This is a genomic window from Prevotella brunnea (genome assembly GCF_008016795.1).
GTDB classification, from domain to species: Bacteria; Bacteroidota; Bacteroidia; order Bacteroidales; family Bacteroidaceae; genus Prevotella; species Prevotella brunnea.
In genome coordinates this window covers 23,960-40,617 of record NZ_SDIK01000016.1, presented here as the reverse complement: position 1 = coordinate 40,617, position 16,658 = coordinate 23,960, and the positions used below count along the sequence as shown (strand labels likewise).

Annotated in this window: 15 protein-coding genes; 1 reads left to right on the top strand and 14 read right to left on the bottom strand. The window is 50.2% G+C overall.

Annotated elements, in window-relative coordinates; translation table 11 throughout:
• Positions 1-611: 611 nt before the first annotated feature.
• Positions 612-794: a hypothetical protein gene (locus tag ETF27_RS02480; protein WP_147785437.1), complete on the bottom strand. Its 183-nt coding sequence runs from the start codon at positions 792-794 to the stop codon at positions 612-614.
• 53 nt (positions 795-847) lie between these two features.
• Positions 848-1,102, bottom strand: a complete 255-nt coding sequence (locus ETF27_RS02475; protein ID WP_130829459.1) for a chromosome replication initiation protein — start codon at positions 1,100-1,102, stop codon at positions 848-850.
• A gap of 94 nt (positions 1,103-1,196) precedes the next feature.
• On the opposite strand from ETF27_RS02475, the gene ETF27_RS02470 reads away from it, so the two are divergent.
• Positions 1,197-1,553, top strand: coding sequence for a hypothetical protein (locus ETF27_RS02470; protein ID WP_130829461.1), 357 nt, complete (start codon positions 1,197-1,199; stop codon positions 1,551-1,553).
• 490 nt (positions 1,554-2,043) lie between these two features.
• On the opposite strand, the gene ETF27_RS02465 is transcribed toward ETF27_RS02470, so the two are convergent.
• The 12 genes from ETF27_RS02465 to ETF27_RS02410 all read right to left on the bottom strand — a co-directional run bounded on the left by ETF27_RS02465 (position 2,044) and on the right by ETF27_RS02410 (position 16,428).
• Complete coding sequence (locus ETF27_RS02465) at positions 2,044-2,166, bottom strand: XRE family transcriptional regulator (protein WP_130829464.1); 123 nt, start codon at positions 2,164-2,166, stop codon at positions 2,044-2,046.
• The gene (locus tag ETF27_RS02460; RefSeq protein ID WP_130829466.1) at positions 2,166-2,474 is read right to left on the bottom strand and encodes a helix-turn-helix domain-containing protein; all 309 of its coding nucleotides are present in this window, start codon (positions 2,472-2,474) and stop codon (positions 2,166-2,168) included. The genes ETF27_RS02465 and ETF27_RS02460 overlap by 1 nt, the downstream gene beginning before the upstream one ends.
• Before the next feature lie 14 nt (positions 2,475-2,488).
• Positions 2,489-3,037: a hypothetical protein gene (locus ETF27_RS02455; RefSeq protein WP_130829468.1), complete on the bottom strand. Its 549-nt coding sequence runs from the start codon at positions 3,035-3,037 to the stop codon at positions 2,489-2,491.
• Positions 3,038-3,100: 63 nt separating this feature from the next.
• Positions 3,101-6,214: a DNA primase gene (gene dnaG, locus ETF27_RS02450; RefSeq protein ID WP_130829470.1), complete on the bottom strand. Its 3,114-nt coding sequence runs from the start codon at positions 6,212-6,214 to the stop codon at positions 3,101-3,103.
• Positions 6,215-6,322: 108 nt separating this feature from the next.
• On the bottom strand, positions 6,323-6,526 hold the full coding sequence (locus ETF27_RS02445) for a helix-turn-helix domain-containing protein (RefSeq protein WP_007175168.1): 204 nt from the start codon (positions 6,524-6,526) through the stop codon (positions 6,323-6,325).
• Positions 6,519-6,848, bottom strand: coding sequence for a hypothetical protein (locus ETF27_RS02440; protein WP_116616139.1), 330 nt, complete (start codon positions 6,846-6,848; stop codon positions 6,519-6,521). The genes ETF27_RS02445 and ETF27_RS02440 overlap by 8 nt, the downstream gene beginning before the upstream one ends.
• Before the next feature lie 538 nt (positions 6,849-7,386).
• On the bottom strand, positions 7,387-8,595 hold the full coding sequence (pstS, locus tag ETF27_RS02435; RefSeq protein ID WP_240048112.1) for a phosphate ABC transporter substrate-binding protein PstS: 1,209 nt from the start codon (positions 8,593-8,595) through the stop codon (positions 7,387-7,389).
• 27 nt (positions 8,596-8,622) lie between these two features.
• Positions 8,623-9,339 carry a hypothetical protein gene (locus ETF27_RS02430; protein ID WP_147785436.1) on the bottom strand — a complete coding sequence of 239 codons (717 nt, stop codon included), beginning with the start codon at positions 9,337-9,339 and terminating at the stop codon, positions 8,623-8,625.
• A gap of 201 nt (positions 9,340-9,540) precedes the next feature.
• Positions 9,541-10,449: a hypothetical protein gene (locus ETF27_RS02425; protein WP_147785435.1), complete on the bottom strand. Its 909-nt coding sequence runs from the start codon at positions 10,447-10,449 to the stop codon at positions 9,541-9,543.
• Positions 10,450-10,529: 80 nt separating this feature from the next.
• On the bottom strand, positions 10,530-11,870 hold the full coding sequence (locus tag ETF27_RS02420) for a hypothetical protein (protein ID WP_147785434.1): 1,341 nt from the start codon (positions 11,868-11,870) through the stop codon (positions 10,530-10,532).
• Positions 11,871-12,026: 156 nt separating this feature from the next.
• Positions 12,027-15,275, bottom strand: a complete 3,249-nt coding sequence (locus tag ETF27_RS02415) for a TonB-dependent receptor (RefSeq protein ID WP_130829476.1) — start codon at positions 15,273-15,275, stop codon at positions 12,027-12,029.
• 154 nt (positions 15,276-15,429) lie between these two features.
• Positions 15,430-16,428: a FecR family protein gene (locus tag ETF27_RS02410; protein WP_130829478.1), complete on the bottom strand. Its 999-nt coding sequence runs from the start codon at positions 16,426-16,428 to the stop codon at positions 15,430-15,432.
• Positions 16,429-16,658 lie beyond the last annotated feature (230 nt).

The following is a 16,658-nucleotide window of genomic DNA, read 5'->3' as shown; positions in this document are numbered from 1 at the left end:
GTTATCTGAGTTTGGAAACAAAAGCAAAGATAACAAAAAGGGCTGATACCTCGTGAGAAGTGTCAGCCCTAATTCATAAAAAATGTGGGATGTTTAGCGGACAGTAATAAAATACAATGAAGAAGATTTATAGCGTACCGGCTCGATACATATTCGAGGGTACTTTCAAGATAGAAGCAGAGAGCAGCGAGGAAGCCAAGTGTTATGCAAAATCCTAAAACACTGTGGAATGGTCATGGACAGTGGCATACAGACCACTTTGTCATACCGTGAGATTGATTGGGTATTCTGCAACCATCCTTGTAAGCAGGTGGGCAGAATAAGTAGGGAGGAGTGAGCATGGCTGGAGTATATCTGACAAGGTATGACCAGCTTTCAAAATCGGGCAGCTGTCACAGTCCGCTGCCTATTTGGGAGAAAGATGCTTAGCTGAATAATGCTTGGTTAAAATAAAAGTCTTGCTTTTGCATCAAAAACAAGACTTTTATTTGGGAGTACTTAATGTCCCTGAAAGCCGTATTTCGCTATCACGTCATAAATGAGTGTGATGACTCCACACCGCTTTCATCGCTTCGTTGGAACACGGAGCAACAAGGGAGATCGGTTATCCATTATGTGCTGGATGGAGTGCATAGCATGGTACAGGAAAGATAGGCTACCGCTGTTACGCTGATGATGGACTGTCGCCCATGACCGCTCCACGGCTCCGCCATCTTACTTCCTGCTCCGTGCCTATGCACACCATATTGCACATTTTTCCTGTGTAACGTCAGTGCATCTCCAGTGTAACGCAATTCTTGTGTTGCATTGGGGTTACACAGACTACCTATGTGGTTTTACCTATATTTCAGAAGGCTTTTTCCCTGAAAGTCGTATCTCCATTCATTGCGCATAGAGCAGCAACCATTACAATACCGCTTTCATCATTCTTCAGGGACGTAGAATGACAAGGGAGAGAGGTTAGGTCATTTCGTGCGCAACAAGGCCAGTGATGAGTTGAAGATGCCACATTCCATTCCAAACTTGCAACAAGATGCCCAAGCATCCTTGCATGCAGTTCTTCCATTCCATTTCCGGCTCTCTTCAACTCATTACCTGCCATGGCGCTCTCTTTTTGCTGTGAGAAACTAAACAAAGTTAGGTGATGGGGTGCTCACCACTGCTCCACAATAGCATTTAATATAGCAAATCATTTGATGACGGCAAAACTCGCCAAACAGTTGAAAGATTTCCCTCTTTATCCTCAGGACGGGAAGCAGAAGGACGACACTTGCGTCTGTGTGTTTGAATTTGGACTCATCCGCTGGTATGTACTGGAGGGGCAACCAGAAGGCAACGACTTTACTTTGTTCTGTATCGTAGTGGGGATAGCTGAAACGGAGTATGGCTACGCCTCTGTAAAGGAGATGGAAGGCATCAAGGTGGCTGGCTCACGGTATGGACTGGGCATGTTGAGCATTAGGCAAGTACCAGGCTTTAAGCCCTGTCTACTTACCGAGATACAGGATAAGCGACTACAGGACTTCCTCTCAAGGCTATATGATGAGCAGTAACGAAAGGCTTTGCAAGCGAGAGCCATGAAGGCTCGCTTTCAAATGGCCGAGTGCTGCTAAGCGTTATAGAAAAGGCGGAGCTTCCGCCTTTTTATTTTTTTTGTAGGGCACATATATTTGGGCTGTCTTTTCTGTCTTATTTGTCATAAACACATAAAGTGTTGATATACAATAATATAATATTCTTTGTTATTAGACAAGACTTTTATTATTAGACTAAAATAGAAAGATTCTTCACTTCGACCATTTTCTAAGACAAGCGATGACAAGTCAAGACAACATCAGAGACATATAATTTATTGATACTCAACGACAAGACATATAAGACAAGCAAGACAAGCATTTTTGGGGTTTACTGAGAATTTTTTTAGGGCAAAAATGAAGCCGCCATTACCAGGACAAATTACCTGATAATGGCGGGTAGCCTATCATGACTCACCAGCAGTTCTTAGGGTATCCAGAGTGAGTCCCTGTTACTTCTCTTTTTTGCTCAATGAGCGTCTTTTATCTTTTTCAAGAAGCGATTCGTTTTCTGCTCGTAAGCATTACGGGCAGACGTGTTTTTGCTGCCCAACACTCGGTTGAGCATCTCGTCATGTGAGTATAACTTCATCAAACCGTTTCTACCTCGCTGGGGAGTAAGTGGAGTGAGAGGGCATCTTCTATCTTGCAAAGCGTCTCGATGGAGAGATTCTCTTTCCCTCGGAGTATCTTTGACACATACTGCTGCGAGCAGCCCAAGCGCTGGGCAAGTTCTGTCTGGGTAAGATGGAGCTCGTCCATCTTGTCGAGCATAAGCATCGCAATACGCTGCGAGTGGCGAAGCCACGACTTGTTGGCCTGTCGGTATTCGGCAGCCTCACGCCAGCGAGAGGGTGTCTTGCTCTCATGCGCCTCCAGTTTGTTTATAATTTGGTTCATACTTACCTCCTTTTTTATATTGTGGTAACATAATCTATGAAAGAATCATCGTCGATAATATCCTCATTCAGGAGGAAACGGCGGACTTTTTCCAGTTTTGCCAATTCCGCCTTTGTGTGGTTTCGCTCTTCCATTTTGAGCGTAAGTTTAATAGCCCCACCTGTGATGACATATACGCCTTGTGATAACTTTATAGCATAGATGCGAAGCCACGAAGAATGACGAATCGTTCGTTTCAGCCTGGCTTTTTCTTTGCCGAGCACCATCTCCGAGGTGCGGAAGTTTTCCAATGGGTGAAATAGCAATTCTAAGTCTGAATCAGGATTTAAGTCCAGCATCAAACATTGCAGTTGATCGCTGTCCTCAATCGTGTCTTCTATGGCTTGGTTGATGTCTGTCACCTTGAAGTGGGCTATCAGATCATCCCAATTATCACGGAAGAATTGTCTAAGCCATACTACATTGCCCCACTTGTCAAACAGCGTATAGAGTGCATTATCGCTCTCTCCATTGTATCGCACAGCCCATAGACGACCGTCGTCAGTAATTTTATCGAACGTCATGTTCTTTCTTTTATGTTGCAAAGATAAGTTATATATTTGAATTATACAACTCATAGGTTGTATTTAACTATTATTTTCTTCCCTTGTCATCTCCAGATTGATGTCAAACGCCTCGACGAGCTTCTCATAGTCAAAGCAATAGGAACGTTGTTGGACGGACATTTTGGTGGGCTGCCCCTTGGCATCACGGTGATCGAAGTCAAGGACCTGGTTACCCTTTTTGACAACATGATACGTCATGCGCTGCTCGCCAAGATACTCTTTGCTGTTTTCTAAATAGTAACGCAGCGACTCTTCGGGCAGTGAGGTCTCTCCGTTGCGGTGGGCATTGAGCTTATAGAGCATGAAGATGCGGGTCTTCTGAAGATAGAGTATCTTGTGCGGCTCTGCCCATTCCGTTTCATTGATGATACTGGAATGGAACCGGCTGACAGATCTAATTCTAAAATCGGCATCTTCGTAAATTTCACCCTCACTATTGAGAAACTGCACCATGCGCCAGAAGCTACCCAACTCGTCGTTTGTCTTACATTCCATGTTTTGGTGTATAATGCCTTCAACCGTGATATTCAATACTTCTGAATACGAGAGAGGCAAATCCAATTTGCCTTCCAAACATCGGAAGGCTGTAAGTGGGACCACCCAGTTTTGCACAATGCGGTCGATGACATTCCTACTGCCTAACCGTTTGTTTACATCACCCAATATCAAATGATACTGGTCATAAAAGGCTTTGACAAACAGTTCCCTATGGGTCAAAAGCTGTAGGGTTAAGTGCGTCATTCCTTTGGAACGCATCATGAGCAATCTTTGGTAGTTCTTCTTTTCATCATCCGTAAAGTCTGACTTGGGAAACGAGAGGAAGATAAGCCGGCTGAAGAGTGCGATGTCGGTCGTAGGCATCTCTTGTCCGGAGATAATCACGCCTGCATCTACGGCGGTGGTCTCCTTCTTCTTGTCGGTGGCCATGTTCATGCGCGTGCGACCAGTACCGTCCCAAAGGCCCTTGATAAACTCTATCTTGGCGGTGTCGATGCCGTTCTTGTATTCGTCGATGTGCACCAGAGCATTGGCAGCGGCAGCTACCGTGTCGTTGAGCGCAGGAATGGTGGAGTTCTGTATGTTGGGCGGTATGTTGTCAATCACGAAGAACGACATCAAGGTGTGTCCTAACTCACTCTTGCCAGAACCCTTCGGACCGAAGAGATCGAGGATGGGAAATGAGCGTGTGGTGAGGGTGATGATGTCACGGAAAAGGGTGGCGAGATAAAAGCAGAAGCCTATCTTGCCATTGTCGCCAAAGACGAGGAAGAGTTGACGGGTGAAGTCCCGGAGCAAAATCATTGAGAAATTAAAATGCACAAACTGACGCTCGAAACGGAAATAGTCAGTGTTTTCCTTATAAATCTGAGAGAAGGCTGGCAGGTAGTAGTTACCCTTCTCGTCCAGGTGTACGATACCATACTCGTTGACTTCACTGAACTTCCCTCCATAATAGATGCCGTTGCCAAAGGCATAGAAGCCTTTCTTGTTCCAGCCGAGCTGCTTGATTTGGGCTGCTGTCTCGGTCTTTTCGTAGAGGAAGCACTTCAGCTTAATGAGTTCCTTCTCGCCAGCCTTCCAGATGAAGTTGCCGAGAGATTCGAGTTTTTGGCGGAACTTTTGCAGCGAGATAAGGTCTTCCTGCTCCATCTCTATAATTTCCTTGATGCCCAACTCGTTGGTGAGCAAGAAGAGTCGTTTGGCCATAAGCGGGTCCTTGATGTGGAAGAGTGGTGTCAGCGTAAAATTGCTCCATTCAATCACTCCTCCCTTCTCGGTGGTGGAGAAGTATTTGCCGTGGTCTATCCAAAAACCGTACTGACGGTTTAGGTCGATTTCGTCCTCCTTTGGGCTGTCGCGCCTCGTCCTCTCGTTCTCGACGGCTTTCTGCCAGAAGAGTTTTCCTCGGTGATATTTGGTGAGGGCATCAATGAACATGGTGAGCTTGGTGTCGTCATCGATAAAAGACAACAGGTGGGCTATCTGCTTCACGGCATCACTCTTTTGCTCAGTGTTGCCGCTCGTCTCAAATAGTTTGGCGGCCAGCCACAGGATAAAGTCCTCTTCCTCAACAGCCTTGAAGAGCGCTTGATTCTTGAAATAGGTATCGGGATCTTCCTTCTTACCTTCTTCGGAGGTGGGTATTTCCTTGACCGATACGATAAGGTGCTGTTCAGTGGCGAGCTTCCCTGCCTTCATTACGGCTTCGATACCCGTACCATAATCGGCGCCGCCCTTGGGTGGGTCGTTGTCGGGAATGAAGCACACCTTACTGGTTGCCCTCTTGATGAGTTGAAACTGCTCCGCTGTCCATGCCGAACCAAGGTCGGCTACGGCGTTCTGCACACCAATGGCATGCAGACGCATACAGTCGGGGGCTCCCTCCACAAGGTACATCTGCTCGGCCTTTCCTGCCGCCCGCCATGCCACGTCCAAACCAAAGACCGTGTTACGCTTATTGTAAAGAAACGACTCCTTGCTATTGAGATACTTTGGCTGACTGTCGTCCATCACCCTTGCTGTGAAGCCGATGATGTGCTGGTAGCGGTCTTTGATGGGGATGACGATACGGTTTTGGAAGAAGTCGTAGCCCTGCTTGTTAATGAGTCCCAACTCCTGGAGAAATTCCTTTTGCAAGGGCAGACGAGCGAGGGCTTTGCCGTCGATGGGCGCAAAACCGATCTCTATCTCATCGCAATACTTCTGCCCCCAGCGGCGGTAGGCATAGTCCTGGGCAGGCTTGTAGCGCAGAAACACCTCACGGTAATGCTTATGTACGGTGGCATTGACAATCAGTAGCGACTCACGTCTCAGGCGCTGCTGCTTCTCATCGATGGTTTCCTCACGTTCCTCCACCTCTATACCGTACTTCCTGCCCAGCCATTTCACGGCCTCTGGGTAGGTCATGTTCTCATGCTCCATCAGGAAGGTAATCGCATTACCTCCCTTATGGCACCCGAAACAGTAGAACATGCTGCGGTTGGGCGTAACTGTAAACGACGGTGTCTTCTCCTGATGGAAAGGACACAGCGCACGATAGATGATGCCTCGCTTCTGGAGTGACAAGAATTCGCCCACCACCTCTTCTATATGCGCCGCATCAAGTATCTTTTCTATAATGGCCTTGGGTATCATTTCATCCTCTAATCATGTTTGGGGTTACAAAAAAATGCCTCAGCCGACTGGCTTCTCAGCGGGTCGGCCAAGGGCTTCTACTTAGTCACTTGTTATTTAGAGGATTTGCTAAGTATCTCTTAATTCTGCAATGAACTCCGATTTCAGGACATACCAACAACGACCCATCTTATGAGCTGGGATAAGGCCTTTTTCGATGCGCTTCCTGATGGTACACTCCTTGCGTCCGAGCATAAGGGCGATGTCGGGCACGGTATAGACCGTGTCCGAGGTGTTAAGTACTCCATGACTGGCAGCCATGAAATCAGTCATGCTCGCTTTCCGCTTCCCATTCTTTCTTTCCGTAGAAATCAATGGGGAGTTTTTCTTTCCATTTTCCTTCATCTGTTTCCTTGTTTAATTCCTGTTTACGTTCCTCTGATGATACTGCATAGATGGCCAGCCGGCAGCCATAGCTGTTGTAGCTGTAATGGATGAACTTACCAGCGATGGCTCCCCAAGAGCGGTTGTAATCGCTGATCATGTTCACAAAGCTGTGACGCTTGTCCAGTGATACATTGGTGATCTTCAACTGGCCTACATGAATTTCCCTAATCCATGTCGTTGGATGGATAACTCTTTCTACTTTTGGCATAATCTTCTGATTTTAAATGAGGGCAATATTGCACTGAGATCCAAAAGAGAATGAGCATCTATCTTGCTGAGGGAATATCAAAAATGCAAAAAATCCTTCCATGGCTTCCGTTTCATCGAATGTAGAATTTCTGGTTTCCTTTCTTGGGTCAAAATGGTTTGACAGGAAATAGAAATTAAATTTTTGCTACAAAAATATAAGCAAAAATGGTGGAAAACGAAAACCAATCAGTTTAAATCGACCAACCAACCAAGTATTTAACGTTACCCAACGCTTCCTATGAAGAAGGAGTGAGACTGCTTTTGTCAATTATCTGACGGACACGGATGGAATATTCATACTCAACAGGAATTTTTGATAAGGTTCAGGATTTTCTCCGCCATCGAGACTACAAGGCAAACAAAAACGCCTGTGGACGACCGCAGGGGTAAGTTGCGGTGCGCCACAAGCGTTCAAGTTATGAAGAATAAAAAAGTTTTCATGAGGAGTCCTCATGAGGGGATGTTTCTTTTGAGGACGTCAAAGAGGCGGGGGGGAGCTATTTCATCTTCTTGCCCTCATACGTCATGCTGTCCAGCAGACGTGCGGCGGCGGCAGCGGTGCGGGTGGGCAGTGGCGAGTAGAGCAGACGGGTGGTCAGCTCCTGTGCCTCTGGGCTGAGCAGCCAGCGCAGAACGCTCACCGTCTCCTGTGCCTCATGATATGACCGCAAGGCGTAGCTCTGCTCCTGATACACCAACACCCAGGTGTAGCAGCTGATGGGGTATGCCCCGGCATCGGTGGCGTTGGTGATGTCGGTGGCATTGCCCTCCTGTTCGGCAGCAGCCATGATGCTCTCCTGCGTGGGCAGCACAAACGTGCCGGCGGCATTGCGCAGCCATGCCCGTTGCGTGTCGAAGGCGGTGGTGTATTCCGTCGCCACATAGCCGATGCTTCCTGGTATGCGTTCCACCAGGCCTGCCACGCCAGTATTGCCATTGGCAGCCACGCCCACCTTGCAGCCTATCTTCTTGCCCACGCCCATAGCGTTTTTCCATGCGTCGCTCACCTTTGAGAGATACTGGGAGAACACGTAGGTGGTGCCGCTGCCGTCGAGACGGAACACGGGGGTAATCTCCCGGTCGGGCAGTGATAGCTTGGGGTTCACCGCTGCAATGCGGGCATCGTTCCACTTCACGATTTTACCCATGAAGATGTCGGCCAGCAGTTCGCCCGTCAGCCGCAGGTTGTCCGTACCCTTCAGGTTGTAGGCCACGGTCACCGCCCCCATACAGGTGGGCAGTGCCAGCACCTTTCCCGGCAGGCTGTCGCGCTCTGCTTTGGTGGGCAGCACGTCCACGCCCGCAAAGTCGATCTGTCGGCGTTGCAGAGCTTTCAGACCCCGCTCCGAGCCGATACCGGCATAGGTCACGGGTACGTCGTTTTTCTCCCAGTACAACTCGAACGCTTTGTTGTAGAAAGGCAGGGGCAGCGTTGCTCCGGCTGCCGTCACCACCGTCTTGTGCGAGGCAGCCGATGGAGCCTTCACCACGCTCCCGTTCTCCGCATGAGTGGTGATGGAGAACATACAGAGCATCAATAAGATATTTTTTACTTTGAACATTGAACTTTGAACTTTGAACTTTGAGGTTTGAACTTTGAACTTTGAGGTTTGAACTTTGAACTTTGAGGTTTGAACTTTGAACTTTGAGGTTTGATCTTTAAACTTTGAACCGAAGGTCACCGACCAACGGAAAGTAATGAGCATGATGAATTATGAATTGTGCATTGTTCATTAAAACTCATATTCAATATTTCCCGAATGTCCATTCACCTGCAAGGTCTGACGGGCATCGCTGTCAAACTTCATCAGCGTGGGCATAAAGCCGATACGCTTCTCGGGTGTCACGTCGGCATTGTACAGGCGAAAATAAAAATTTCCCTGCACAGCCGTGGTGTCTATCTCCACGAACTGCCCCGGCACGTTCTGTTCCAACAACACGGATAAGAGCTTCTTGCTGGAAAACGGATTTTTGCCACTGAGTATTTGCACACGCATGTGGTGAATGTCGGGATAGGTCTTGTCTGTGTAGAAGAAGCGGGCTTTGACGTGTCCTGGCTCTGTAGGCATCGGCTCGCCACCTTCCGACTCGTCGGGTGTCATGAGTTTCTGCCCCGGCAATTGCACGAAGGTGAAGTCACGCTGCTGGCTCAGGTCCACGTTCATAGAGAAATCGGGCTGGTCGGCTCCTTTGCGAAAGCCCTGCAACACGCCCTTCGCATCTGCGCGGACGCGGTAGGTGCTGTTCGTGAAACCCCTATCCTTAGATAGACTTGCTGTCTTACCAGAAAAACTCTGACCATCCAGCATGAAATAGCAAGAGTCATACGAATAGGGCTCTGCCACCGTCAGATGATAGTAGCCGCCGTCCAAGGGCTCGTCGTTATAGCTGCAACCCGCAAGCAGCACCACGGCTGTTGCCGTGAGAAAGATTTGATTGAGTATTTTCATTCTTTACAATATTTTGGTAGAAACAAGGCGGAGTTGCCAGCAGAGTGTGCGGCACACCACCTTGTTGTTATGATTCCTCCGACCGATAGCATTTTTATCCAAGTGCATGATAACAGTCTGGATGGAAATAATGATGCATTGTGCATTATGAACCGCAGGTCACTGACCAACGGAAAGTAATTATGCATTATGCATTATGAATTATCTCATCATTACCTTTGCCGTCTTGTTTCCGGCTTTCACCACCAACAGTTGGTTCTTGGGCAGGTTGCCGATGTGGGTGGTTTCGCTGGTTGCCACAGTGTTGGCCACCGTCCTGCCAATGGCGTCGTACACAGTGATGCGGCTACCTTTCACGCCGCCCACATACAGCTCGCCACCATCTACCTTCACGGGCAAAGGCTGATTGGCGGTTGTGGTCTCGATACCGCTCGTGCCACCCTTCACAGTCAGGGAGAAGTCATCGAGCAAGAGGTCGCCAAAAATAACTTTCACTCCAATTAATAAATATTTCATCTTGCTCTTGTCGTAGGTATAAAATTCGCTTGGAGCATATCTTGCCAAACGGTCTCCAAAATCATAATCGACAGTAGCGAACTTCCAGTCTCCCTCTATAGCCTCTCCATTTGTGACTATGCCTTGTGAATCTATGCCTTGCTCTGCCACAGCATCTGCATTACCTATTTCATCGCTGTCGGAGGTGTGCCACATTCCAATGCAGTATTCCCATTCTATAGGCCTCCCTTTATAGTTTTTCGCCTTGATTACTTTGTACCAGAAAGAAAACGTATATACCTTATCTAACCCTGTAACAGAGGCATCTATACACTGTATCTCATTACCTCCACTTGGATAACCGTCGGAAGCATACATCATATACAGCGCTGCGTTGCCGGAATGAGCTTCGGAGATAATTGTGTTGAAATGAGCATCCCCTTCTTCAAAATCCCATGGATCAAGCCAACCTTTCGGATGAATGATACCGTTTACCTCATCAATGACGATTGTCTCACCTTCAAACCCTGGATTACTAAGTAGATTCTCCTGCGCATTAACAACAGTTGCGCTGCCAAGTAGCAGCAGGGCAAAAAGTAAATTTTTGGTTTTCATTTGTTTTTCTTTTTAATTAAACGTATCAAAGGATGGTAAGCCAACCTTGGCTGGCCTACTATCCTGAGAATATTTTATATTTATCTTACCCAAGCCTGGGCCGTCCAGACTGTTTTTAATCTGGGGTTGAACGCACCTTTATAATTGACAGCCTCAATGCCGGAGAGAGAATAGGCCCCCGTCATGGCAGGATTGCCAAGCGGTATCAAAGCCTTAGTCTTGTAATTGCCCCATGGATTGTTAAGTTTGATGAGGCTATAATCCGTCAGTCCCACATTGGAAGCCGATGGGGTAAAGGTATCATTCGTAGCTTTGTCGGCACTGAAGTTAATACCAGCTACCTGTCCATTTGAAGCAGCACAAATAACATTGTTTTCTAAAACATAGTTAGAGTTCTTGGTTTCTCTCAGAATGCCTCTCGGAAAACCATAGACCACACTGTTGATCAATGTGAACTCACAGTTGCGACGGAAATCAGCGCAAGACTTCAGAGCAGTTCCACTTTCACCAACCTGCGCTACCTGTCCTTTTGTAGTTCCTTTTATCGTCAAATTGCTCAATACGGGATGAGTGAAGGGAGTCTTTGTAGAACCAAGTTTGTCATTGTCACATTCGATACCATTCGGGTCTTTCGAATATTTCATGGTAGGCTCGATGGTGACCAGCGCATACTGGATAGTTCCTGTGTACCCCCAGTCGAAGTCGAGACCATCGTCGTCGGTGGCAGTGGAAACAAGGTACTTGCCGTTGACGCATCCGCCGAAGAACTCGAAGGCATCGTCGGCACCATGAAATGCCTGGCAGTGGTCGAGCCGCGTACCACGACCCACGCCACCGAAGGTGAAGGCGTTCAGCTCATTGTCGGCAGCAATGCTGGCACCGGCATATTCCACGCGTACATAGCTCAACACGCCAGAATTGTCGTTGTCGTTCGTACCGCCGAAATGGATGTCCACGCCTGCGGGTGCTGTGGATGCGTCGATGCCCTCAATGGCACACTCCGTGCCCTGATTGACAACAGCCTTGCCAAGAATGACGAGACCGCCCCATCCGCCTTTCTGTCCATTTTGGGCTGTGAACACGATAGGCTTATCGGCTGTACCCTGAGCCATGATTTTGCACCCACGGGTGATGATTAGAGCAGAAGCCATGGTGTTTTCACTGTTGTAAAGACCCTCAATGCGTGTACCCGGCTGAATGGTGAGCGTGGCACCGTTGGTGACGTAGGTTTTTCCACTGAGCTGATAGGTGACATTGCTGTACAACGTCTTGTCAGCACTGATGATACTCGACAGCGTTTCCGTTGCACGTACATTGTTCACTACAGGGATTGTTTCGTCCTCATTTGAACACGAAGTCATTGTGACTCCCACTGCCATGACTGCTACGAGGAGCATGGCGAACTTTTTAAAATTCTTCATAATAGAATGAATTTAGTTAATAAATGATTATTAATAGATGCCTCGGGACCGTCAAGGATGAAAAGTTCCACTGTTGTTATCTTACTTGGCTGGACTTTCTCGTATCTGGTCCTTTTGCATACTATCTCGAATTGATGTAGTACCCTTACGGGTGAATTAAAGTTGATAACTTACCGTCAGAGAGAGATTCACCCCCTTGTTGATGCGGCTGATGACCCAGTCACCGGGGGTATAGTCCATACCCTTGTCCGTCCAATCGACAATATCCGACCAGTTGCCACTTGTATCGATGTACCCGTGGCAGTTGCGGTAGAGGATGTAGTCTTCGTGAAGCAGGTCACTGGCATTGAACTTCACCTCAAGCCGATTTTTCAGGAACTTGGCGGCAAGTTGTAGGTCAAGCACATTGCGCGGATTCTCGTAGATGTCATACGCGTCATTCTCCGCTGATAGTAGCAGACTGCGTCCTTTACGCCCATAGTTGACTGTAGCGCTAAACTTCTTACCGAAGTAGCCCAACCCCGCGTTCACGGTGTAGGGCGACATTCCCATTAATGGGCGTCTGCGATTCTTATAACTGTTCTGTATGCTCTCATCGTAGTTGAGTTTCACTGTACCATCGATAATCGAGAAGTTGCCCGTGAACCAAAGGTCACGGAGGAAGGAGCCAGGCAGCAGGAATCCTAACGACTTGCGCACGTTCAGCTCGATGCCCTTGGCGGTGGCTTCGGGCAGATTGGCATGAATCTCGTCGTAGTTGTGACCGTCCTGTCTTAGCCAGGTATAGACCTCTGCCGGATCCTTGAACTTCTTGTGGAATAGGCTCAATGAGACCACCTCGCCCAGGGATGGGTACCACTCGAAGCGCAGGTCCCAGTTGGTGATTTTGGACTGCTTGACGTAATCTCCAAATTTTGTATAGGTAATCATGCGGTCTTCCACTCTATAGTATGGGGTGAACGTGAGTTCACGGAACTCAGGGCGGGCAAGGGTCTTGCTGAAGGCCAGGCGGGCGTTGAGCGTGGGCGTGATGTTATAGACCAAGGTGGCAGCGGGCAGCCAGTCGGTGTTTTTAATGGAAATAGTAGTGTCGTTCCAGTTAACACTCGTAGAAGTCAGGATGGCTGTTCTCGTGGTGGTGCTTGTTTGGGCATCCTCCATACGCACGCCAGCGGTGAGGTGGAGACGGTTGAAGAAAGTGAAATCGCCCATCAAATAGGCGGCATGCACGTCCTGGCTGCCCTCGTAATAGTCAGCGTATGAACCCATGATGCCGACCGGCGAATATACCGCAAAGCCCTGTTCGAACCATTTGGGATTGAAGGCATCGTTGAGGGGTAAGCCTTTATCCGGTAATTGGCCGGTAGGGCTTGTTATGTGGGGCTTGATGTACTGCTGGAAAAAGTCGGACCGGCGAAAGGTACCCATGTAACCAGCCTTGACACGCTGCTTGTTGCCTGCCACCTCGAAAGGATGCTCCACGTTGACTCCTACGGTCTTCTTGCTTTCGTTCAGGTCGGAATACATCAGATGACCACTGGTAAGATCAAATTGACTGGCGCTGCCACTGGCAGGTCTCCAGCCAAAGATATTCGTCGTATAGCGGTCACCTACCATATTCGCTTCGACCAATGCAGTGTTGGGGTTGGTGCGGTTCACCTTGTTGTAGGAGGCATTCCAGGTGAGGATGAGCTGATCCTCCCAGAACTTGTGCTCGCCGTCCATCTGTGTCTGGAACATCAACGTGCGCAGCGGGTTGCTGTAGAGCTCTCTGGTCCACCATGCGGTGTAATCGGTGACGATAAATCGGTCGGTGGTGGTGTGGGTGAAGCGGTTATTGAAGAGATTGCGCCACGTAATTTTGTGGTTGCGCGCCTGCCAGCCCATGTTGAGTACGGCACCGGTGGCGGTGACGAAGTTGTAGGCTCGGTTGGTACGGAAGAGGGAGTCGGCGCTGATCATTCGTGCCTCCTTGATGTTGTGGATGGTCTGCTCGTTGCGGTAGGTCAGGGCGAGCACAGCGCCGAGCTTGTGGCCGTTGTGCAGGGTGATGGGAATGCCTGCCGTGAGCGAGTAGGTCTGCAGCGGCAAGGCCTTGTACTTGAAAAACTGGATGGGGTTGCGCTGTGCGGCGTTCTTGCAGTACACGTCAGCTGCCTCGGCGGAATGGTCCTCGGTGGCCCACTTGCGATCCTTGATATTGCCGAAGAGATAGTCGGAGGCGTAGTTGATGCCCGTCTCCATGGTTTTGCCGGTGGAAATGGTATTGATACCCGTGCCGATGCTCACGTTGAGAAACTTCTTGGTGGGCACGGACAGCGTGTTGACCTCCACCAATCCGCCCGTGAACTCGGCGGGCAAGTCGGGGGTGAAGGTTTTTGCGATGGTCACCTTGTCCACCAGTCCGGCGGGGATGACATCGAAAGAGAAGTTGCGCTTGTTGGGCTCAGTGCTGGGCAGGGCAGCCCCGTTGAGCTGCACGTTGTTGTAACGTTCGCTCATGCCGCGCACCACCACATATTTACCCTTGTCAATGGTGACGCCGGAGACGCGGCCCAAGACCTGCGCCACGTTGTTGTCGGGGGTCTTACGAATGAGGTCTGCACTGATGCCATCGCTCATGGCCATGCGGTTCTTCTGCTGGGCGAGCAAGGCGTTGGCCGTGGCATTGTTGTAGGACGCCGTGACGGTGACGCCCTGCAGCTCGCTGGTGGCTTCCTGCAGGATGAAGTCGAGCTTGGTGGTTCTGCCGCCGTGCACCTTGACATCGGAGACACGCATCTTCTGATAGGAGATGCACGAGGCCTCGACGGTGAACGAGCGGCTGGGCAGACCGGTGATGGCGTAGTGGCCCTTGAGGTCGGTGGCGTCGCCCTTGCCGCTCATGCCCACCACCATGACGGTGGCGCCGATGACGGGGAATCCCTCCTTGTCGAGCACCGTTCCCGAAATGGTGCCGTGCGCTGCCGTGGCATTGTCGGGCTTCACGGCAAGGCGTTGGGGCTGCTGGCTATTCGCCGTGGGTTGGGTGGACGGCTGTGCCGTTTTCTTGGCGGCATCCCTGAACACGGTGTAGGTGTTGGTGCCAGGACCTTGGCGGTAGTTGTAGGCGGTGCCGGCGAGACAGGCGCGGATGTCCTGCTCCGCACCGGCGGGCTTGCCGGCTGCAACGGTGATGCCGCCCATCTTGGACGAGTCGAAGTTGATGTCCACCCCGTAGCGATGGCGGATACGGCCGAGACGGCTGCTGAGACTCTCCTTGGGATAGCCGGCGGAGAGCTGGGAGAGAGTGACGGCGGTTGCCGGTGTGCCCGCATGGCACGGGGAGCCGTTGAATCCTCCCGTGAGAAAGAGCAGACCCACGGCAAGGAGGGTCTTTTTAAAGGTGTAGTTCCTTTTTTCCATTTTCTTTTCTATGTTTTGATATTATGATGATAGACATACCTGTGGCTGTCGGCCCCGAAGGGCAAACTCCTGTCCGTGCGGGCTTCCTGCCTGCACATCCGTGTTGCCAAACTTTGTTGAGTTCTCTCTTCCGGCGCTTGGAAGGGAAGGCGTGCTATATGTTGTTTGCCGGATAAATGATGATCCGGCTACCCTGTTGTCGGTAGCTTGCGCCGAAGATGGTGCAGACGGCCTCCATGACGTTGCCCACGGTGGGACGGGTGGTCGTGACCGAGCAGTTGATGCGGGCAGACGGGCTGATGGCTCCCTGTGCCACGGTGACCTCCACGCCGAAATAGCGGCGCATCTTCTCGCGGAACTGCGGGAGCGTGGCATCGGTGAGGTGGAACTCGTGGCTCCGCCATTCCGTCATGTCTCCCACATCGACCTTGCCGACGCTCTCACGGCTGGTGGAGGCATCGTAGGTGATTTGGTCACCGTGGCGATAGCGGCCGAAGGAGTGTCCGCCGTGGGCTTTCTTCACCTCGACGCATCCGCTGCTCACGGTAATCTCGCTGACAGTCTGCCCCGGATGGGCGAGCACATTAAAAGAAGTGCCGTGGACCACGGCGTGGAGCTGCCCGGCCTCGACGGTGAACAGGCGGTCAGAATCGGTGGCCACGTCGAAGAATGCCTGTCCGCTCATGGCGACCACACGGGAAGAGCGCCCGAAGTCGTCGGCGATGGAGAGGGAGCTGCCACCCTGAAGATCCACCCTCGTGCCGTCGGGCAGGGTGACGGTGGTGTCGGCGGCGCAGCGGGCCAGCAGCTGCATGCGGGGAGACGGGGAGGAGAACCGCTGCCCCACGAGCAGAAACCCCACACCGGCAAGGAGAACGAGCATGGCCGCCGCACCCCAGTACCTCCATGCCATACGGACGGTATTGTTCCGGTGGGAGACACCGACCCTGAATCCCAATCGGCGAGACAGCGCACGACGCGTCATGCGCTTGCAAGCCTCAATCTCACGCCGACAGTCGGGAGAGACGGGAAGAGCCGACGACAGCTCCTCCTCTATGTCGGTCTCCAGAACAGGAGCATCGTCGGTATGCCTCATGTGCCGGTTGTAAAAGTCGCAGGCTTCCCTGATCAGTTGATTTCTTAATTCACTCATATATGGGTTGATGTTCTATATTTAAAATGTATGGATGCCCCGTGATGGTGGCCCTCCATATATAATACCGTAGAAAGGGCGGCATCTTTACCGAAAATCACGTTACAATTACATTAAATTTTGCAAAGCCCTTATTTCAAAGGCTTTCCAGAAGAAAGGGCCGCATGAACGCTTCTATTTTTTATAACAAATTATTCATAAAATTGTATTGATATTTTAACAATCCCAAA

Bases quoted from the DNA above. Each gene is read 5' to 3' on its own strand.
- ETF27_RS02475 (WP_130829459.1), bottom strand. From the start codon at position 1,102: ATGGCAGGTAATGAGTTGAAGAGAGCCGGAAATGGAATGGAAGAACTG.
- ETF27_RS02470 (WP_130829461.1), top strand. From the start codon at position 1,197: ATGACGGCAAAACTCGCCAAACAGTTGAAAGATTTCCCTCTTTATCCT.
- ETF27_RS02465 (WP_130829464.1), bottom strand. From the start codon at position 2,166: ATGAAGTTATACTCACATGACGAGATGCTCAACCGAGTGTTGGGCAGC.
- ETF27_RS02460 (WP_130829466.1), bottom strand. From the start codon at position 2,474: ATGAACCAAATTATAAACAAACTGGAGGCGCATGAGAGCAAGACACCC.
- ETF27_RS02455 (WP_130829468.1), bottom strand. From the start codon at position 3,037: ATGACGTTCGATAAAATTACTGACGACGGTCGTCTATGGGCTGTGCGA.
- dnaG (WP_130829470.1), bottom strand. From the start codon at position 6,214: ATGATACCCAAGGCCATTATAGAAAAGATACTTGATGCGGCGCATATA.
- ETF27_RS02445 (WP_007175168.1), bottom strand. From the start codon at position 6,526: ATGACTGATTTCATGGCTGCCAGTCATGGAGTACTTAACACCTCGGAC.
- ETF27_RS02440 (WP_116616139.1), bottom strand. From the start codon at position 6,848: ATGCCAAAAGTAGAAAGAGTTATCCATCCAACGACATGGATTAGGGAA.
- pstS (WP_240048112.1), bottom strand. From the start codon at position 8,595: ATGCTCATTACTTTCCGTTGGTCGGTGACCTTCGGTTCAAAGTTTAAA.
- ETF27_RS02430 (WP_147785436.1), bottom strand. From the start codon at position 9,339: ATGAAAATACTCAATCAAATCTTTCTCACGGCAACAGCCGTGGTGCTG.
- ETF27_RS02425 (WP_147785435.1), bottom strand. From the start codon at position 10,449: ATGAAAACCAAAAATTTACTTTTTGCCCTGCTGCTACTTGGCAGCGCA.
- ETF27_RS02420 (WP_147785434.1), bottom strand. From the start codon at position 11,870: ATGAAGAATTTTAAAAAGTTCGCCATGCTCCTCGTAGCAGTCATGGCA.
- ETF27_RS02415 (WP_130829476.1), bottom strand. From the start codon at position 15,275: ATGGAAAAAAGGAACTACACCTTTAAAAAGACCCTCCTTGCCGTGGGT.
- ETF27_RS02410 (WP_130829478.1), bottom strand. From the start codon at position 16,428: ATGAGTGAATTAAGAAATCAACTGATCAGGGAAGCCTGCGACTTTTAC.